This window comes from Bacteroidia bacterium, assembly GCA_016218155.1.
Classification (GTDB): domain Bacteria; phylum Bacteroidota; class Bacteroidia; order Bacteroidales; family GWA2-32-17; genus GWA2-32-17.
In genome coordinates this window covers 1-6,426 of sequence record JACREQ010000068.1, presented here as the reverse complement: position 1 = coordinate 6,426, position 6,426 = coordinate 1, and the positions used below count along the sequence as shown (strand labels likewise).

The following is a 6,426-nucleotide window of genomic DNA, read 5'->3' as shown; positions in this document are numbered from 1 at the left end:
TTAGCATAGCCTGGGTTAAGGATCCTTCAATATGTGGATTTATAAAGAATCCATTCTCATTTTCTCCGAAAAATTCGAAGTGATTAAAACAAAATGGACTTAACAATAATGGTAAACCAGCACAAGCAGCTTGGTGTATCACTAAAGGCCAATGATCCTCTAAACTGGGTAATACAAAACAACCTGCGTTTGCATAAACATCCCCTAAATTATCCTGATGAACAAATCCCAAATTTTTTACAAAAGGTGGTATAATATGTTCAAGTTCACCCTTGCCAACCATCACCAATTCCCAAGGTTCTTTAGATAACTTACGATATTGTGAATATTCTTTAATTAAAAATACAACACCTTTCCGTTTAATGAATTGACCATCAAATAGAAAGACCTGTGGATAGTTTTTGAAATTATCTCGTAAAGCCTTTGCATTATTAAAAATTTTATTAGTTGCAGTATAAAGCCCAATTCTGATATTTTCATCTTTAACACCATAATAACGCATCAAATCATAACCAGCTTTACCCGGTACGATTACATATTTAAATTTTCTTAAATATCGCTGAAGTAATTTTTTCCCTATCTTTTGTCTAAAGTTGTTTTTGAAAGGTTGATCACTTAATAAGATCAAATTAACATTATTTTTATAAAAGTATTTAGTGAAATGTCTGATTTCACTATTTCCCCATCCCGTAATAAAAACTGTTTGAATATCTCTAGAGACAATATTTTGAATCAAATTTTTGAACTCTTGTAATCTAACTATTTTGAAATAAGTGCTCGAAAACTTAATAGGATAATTCTTGTTATTCGTGGTTTCGACCAAAATGATTTTGTAATCTGTATATCGAGCTAAATTCTCGATACAGTGGAACATATAGCCGGGTAAAGAAGTATAGATAAAAATCAAATATTTACTTGTAGATTTACAATACATTTTCTATGTCTTTTACTATAACGAGCATTTAAGAAACAATTATGAATTTGAGTAATAATATTTTATGAAATGACTTATCAAAGGGAAAACAATTTTTATTATTTAATTATGATATTATCATTGTTTATTTTAATTATTGATAAAACACCCAATAATAACCAAAAATAAAAAAACAAACCTGAACCAGCTGAAAATACATAACCCTCAGCAATCATATGCACGAAGAATAGAATAAGTAAACTTCCAAGATATGCCGTCTGTAAAATCGTTTTATTATCTTTCAAAATAAATTTCATATAACCAGCTAATAATAATATAAAAGGTATAAAACCCAATAGCCCTATCATTGAAAGAACTGCTAACCAGGAAGTTCCTGGTTCAATCCTGCCTTTATATGGATCAAACTGATTATTAAAAATTTTAGTATTAATGGATGCAAATCCAATCCCTAAAAATGGTGACGAACTAAATTCTTCTAATCGTAACACCCACAAATGGGTCCTGGTTACGGTAATATCACCCATCTCTACGGCATAACTCATTTTAGAAATAATTCTTTCTGTGTATTCTTCCCAGATTGGATAACTTAAAATTAAAATGCTTCCTAAAATTAAAACGAATTTGAGAAGGTAAGTTAATTTTTTTTGATTTACCTTGTATATGAAAAAAAGTGTACCAGCTAAACCCGCAATTAATGCAACTCTTGAACCCGCAGCAACACAAGTTATAAAGCTAATGAATGATAATATGGCATAAATGAGGCGAAATAATTTGTTCTTATTTGAATATGCTTTTTCTATTGAATTAATCATAGCAATTGCCGCCATAGGTCCTAGTATCATTGAATGGTTGAAGAATCCTGTAAAACCTCCACGCCCAAAAACTATTGAAGAATTAACTAATAAACCCAGAAATGAAGCTATAATAAGATATATGATAAAAATATTTATTGCATTAAATAGCTTCAACCTAAAATAGTTTATTGTATTAGAATAAATAAATGGTCCTACCAGACTGACAATTAAAATAAAAGCCATCAATCTTGCATAAGGAATGAAAACTGACGGTATCTGATTAAAAATAATACTAATTAGTGCTGCCCCAATTATCCATAAAATAAGATAATTTATTTTTACATTTTTACTAAGTATCATTAATACTGTGAGCGTAAATGCCATTGAGTAATAATAAAATTCACCGAGTTCAATCTCAAAATTTGAAATGTTGATTATAGCTAACAAGGCAACTATTAAAGCCATTATGTTTATAAAACTTTTCATTGATTATCTAAAAATTATACTTCATTAAATATATTTTAATTCAAGATGAAATATTGTGGCTAATAAAAGAAGAAAAAAAATATCTAATATTAGTGATGAATATATCAAAGCCATTGCTCCTAAATTACCTTCTGTGTAAACTAAAAGAAAATAAGAAAGCAATAAAACTCCTGCATCTCTTATAAATCTAATAAAAAATATTAGCCAGCTTTTTCCTTTCGATAAATATGCCTGTGTATAAACATTAGTTAAGCTGGAAAAAATCGTAATTATTATTGCAAATCTTATTACTTCTTTTAATCCTATAAAAGTTGAACCATAAAAACCTACTATTAGATCAGACATTAGAAATACTGCTATAGATAATGTAAATGTCACTAAAAAATTTATGAACAAGGTTAGCTTTAATACTCTAATATGCTGATTTTGATTGTTAACTGATTCTGACAAATGAGATAATATCACATTTCTTAAAATTCCAGGAATAAAAAGAATAATTGCATTCCATTGTATTGCTGCAGAAAAAAGTCCTAATTGACCATAACCTGAAAGTTTTATTAATATAAGACTTGTCAGCCAGGTTGTTATTGAGTATGTAGCTTCTTGCAGTGCGACTGGAAAAGAAAAGTTAATTATTTCTTTAATTAGATTTTTTTTAGACAATTCATCAGAAAATAATTTTGATTTATGTTTTTTTACTAATATTAAGTTTAAATACCAGTTCAGGATTTGAGAAATTAACAATGCTATCAATGCGCCCTCAAGCTTCCAGAGATATGTAAAAACAAGACTTGTAATAAATGTTGCAACTCCTGTAATTGTATTGACACGAGTCATACCCTTAAATTCATTAAAACCGGCGAGGAACCCAATGTGTGTTGTAGTTACAGCATTAAAAACGATCCAAACAGCTACAAGACGTAAAGGTATTGTGAGATGTGGGGCATTCAATATATTTTCTGAAATATAATTTGCGCTTATCAACAGCAATAACGCCATTATTCCACTTACAATCAAAGTTATGTTTATGCAGTATTTCAGGATAATTTTAATGTACTCAGGTTTACTGTTTTTGTATTCGGCAACATATTTTGTTGCAGTGTATCCCAAACCAAAAGTTGAAAATATTGTCAATGACATAAGGGTGTTTCTTATAATTCCATATTCGCCATAAATATCTTTTCCTAAAAACCGTGCTACAATAATCCCTGCGGCAAGTGCAAGTCCTTTACCCACTATGTTTCCAAACAAGGCCCAAAAAGAATCATTAATTAATTTACTCTTTAATAAACGATTCATTAAATCTTTAAATTTTATCAAATTGAAAAGTCCTAATGATATCATCCCTGATTTAATCCTGAATTAAATTATAATTCTTTATTATTGTGATAAAAATTATCAAGAAATTCCTTAATTCTATTTGACTCAAAAATTCTTTTCTAAAAAAAAATACAATAATTATTTATTGAAATTATATTTTTAGTTAAAATAGTTTAAGCTAAGATAACAGCATTTTGATTTTCCAACACAGTTAAATATTAAAACTTATTACAAACAAAGCCCACAACCTGGACCAGTGGACTCTGTCAATATCTAATCTTGAATGTTCAATATTCAATTTAACATCTAAATCTTTCAATCTTTCATTAATTAAATTTTTCAATTGCCCATTCATAATCCAATCTTCAAAGGGGAAAGTAAAACCCATTTTTGGTCTTTGAACAATTTCATCAGGTAAATCTCCAACTGCTTCAACCAACATTTTCTTGGGAAAATTTTTATCATAAGCTTCGTCAAGATAGGGAAGTACTGCCTCGTAAAGTTTGTGATCAACAAAAGGCACTCTTAATTCTAAGCCATGAGCCATACTAAAAACATCGCTGTCGCGGAGGAGTTGGTTTCTCATATAATAGCAAGTCTCCAAATAACTAATATGCTGCATCGTTGTCATTTCGAAGGAGCCTGATTCATCGGGTGACTGAGAAATCTTATTCTTCAGATTTCTCGCTTCGCTCGAAATGACGGTATCATTAACCTTTTCACTTTTTACTTTTATCTTTTGTCTTTCAAAATTCCATCCCAAAATTTGTAACTCTTCCTCCGTAAAAAGTCCTCTTATAAGTTTGTACTCTGCATTTGGTTCATCAGGATTTTTCATATAATGAATTGCTTTTGCAGGTAATTTGTTTTTAAGCAACGGAGCAGCGGCTTTCATAAACATTTTTGCAAAAGGAAGATTTTTTATTCTCTGGTATTTAGGAATAAGATTAAAAGAAGGATAACCGCCGAAAAGTTCATCACCGCCCAAACCGGAAAGGACAACTTTAAGTCCTGCCTGCTTTGCAGCTTTTGAAACGAAGTAGGTATTAATGCCGTCAATAGTCGGCTGGTCCATAACAGACATTATGTTTTCAAAATCATCAAGCAAATCTTTTTCATAAAAAGGAATTTCGATATGCTCTGTGTTATATCTCTTTGCAGCCAGTCTTGAGTATTTCGATTCATCAAATCTGCTTTCAGGAAAAACTATTGAAACGGTTTTAATTTTTTCTTTACCAACCTGTCGCATTAAAGAAACAATGGCTGTAGAATCAATACCACCGGATAAAAACGCACCAACCTCTACATCTGCCACAAGATGAGCACGCACTGTATCAAGTAACGCTTCACGAATTATACGCTTAGCATCATTATCGTATTTACGTGCTGGAATGATTGATTGATTGAATGATTGACTGGATGAATGGTTGTATGATTTCGGACTATTAATTGAGGACTGATAACTGCTTATTGAAGAATTTTGAATTAAATAACTGAACTCCCAATACTTTTGACATTTTACTTTTGATTTTTGCCATTCCAGAAAATAACCAGGCATCAGAGAATTCACTTCGTTATAGATAGTCATCGGTGCCGGTACTGAACCAGTTTTTAAAAATGCATCCAGGGCTTTATAATTTGTTGTGAGATTTTTTTTGTACTCTTTAATAGCCTTCAGCTCTGAAGAAAATATAAAACTTGCCTCGCCGGCAGGCGGGTAATTTTCATCATAAAAATAATAGAAAGGTTTTATACCAAATCTGTCACGGGCAGCAAACAAAGTTTTTTCTTTCTCATCCCAAATAGCAAAAGCGAACATTCCGCGCAGCAGATTCAAACAATCTTTACCATACTTTGAATACAAATAAAGTATAACTTCCGTATCCGAATGGGATTTAAAAATTTCCTTCACATTAGCAGAAGGGTTGGGATTGCTTATTTTGTTCTCCTTTGGAGAAGGGTTAGGGATGAGGCCTTTGTAATTATAAATTTCCCCATTATAAACAATCGTAAACCTTCCATCATTTGTAGTCATTGGCTGGTGACCGGCAGGTGAGAGATCAATTATTGATAGACGACGGTGAGCAAGTGCAATAAACACATGATTTGCATTCTTGTCCTCATCAGCAACATAATTTAGTATGTCACGCTGAGCTTTGTCGAAGTGTGACCCTCTTTGCGAAAAATAGACACCCGCATCATCCGGGCCGCGGTGGGCAAGAATATCCCTTGCAGCAATGACTCTGCTTTCATCAATCTTCCCGTTAATATTTATAACACCAAAAATTCCGCACATTTGATTTAGTAAAGATTAAAAATAATTGGAAGAGTATCCGGTACCCAAACATTTTGGCTGCAGGAAAGAAGACGATTAAGTATGGACCCCACAGAATAATAAATCATACCATACCTTTCTAAAAATTTTTCTGCAAAATTAAGGCAAAGAATCGATAAACAAAAAAATTTTCTCTGTTCTGTTCTTATCAGTTCAATCAGTGTTCCCATCAGAATTTTACTCTGCTCTCTCTGCGTTGTTGCTTGAACAATCCCGAAGAGATGTCATTAATGTAATATGTAGCGATAAAGCTTGCTTTGTCGATGAAAAGAAAAGATTGTGGGTCAGAGCAAGCTCTGCCCCTACAATTGAATGATTTAATTGTAAATATTTGTTGTAGTTCGCTTCAATCAATTGATCAGATGATTCATCGGTGTAAGAAATCCTATGCCTTAAAAAATCCTGAAAGGATGAAATAATTATAGAAAAGAAATTGATTTATAAATCATAAATCCCGAAGGGATGTCATTATTGTAATATGTAGCGACAAAGCTTGCTTTGTCGAAGAAAAGAAAAGATTCTTGGTCAGAGCAAGCTCTGCCCCTACAATTGAATGA

Annotated in this window: 4 protein-coding genes; all 4 read right to left on the bottom strand. The window is 31.6% G+C overall.

Annotation, left to right across the window (positions count from 1 at the left end; all coding sequences use genetic code 11):
- Positions 1-736 (bottom strand): glycosyltransferase (locus HY951_12140; GenBank protein ID MBI5540804.1); only part of this gene is annotated, 736 nt, incomplete at its 3' end.
- A gap of 296 nt (positions 737-1,032) precedes the next feature.
- Entirely contained in the window at positions 1,033-2,214 is a 1,182-nt protein-coding gene (locus HY951_12135) for an O-antigen ligase family protein (GenBank protein MBI5540803.1), read from the bottom strand.
- A gap of 24 nt (positions 2,215-2,238) precedes the next feature.
- Positions 2,239-3,513: an oligosaccharide flippase family protein gene (locus HY951_12130; GenBank protein ID MBI5540802.1), complete on the bottom strand. Its 1,275-nt coding sequence runs from the start codon at positions 3,511-3,513 to the stop codon at positions 2,239-2,241.
- A 232-nt stretch (positions 3,514-3,745) separates the two neighbouring features.
- On the bottom strand, positions 3,746-5,830 hold the full coding sequence (gene asnB, locus HY951_12125) for an asparagine synthase (glutamine-hydrolyzing) (GenBank protein ID MBI5540801.1): 2,085 nt from the start codon (positions 5,828-5,830) through the stop codon (positions 3,746-3,748).
- Between the last annotated feature and the right edge of the window lie 596 nt (positions 5,831-6,426).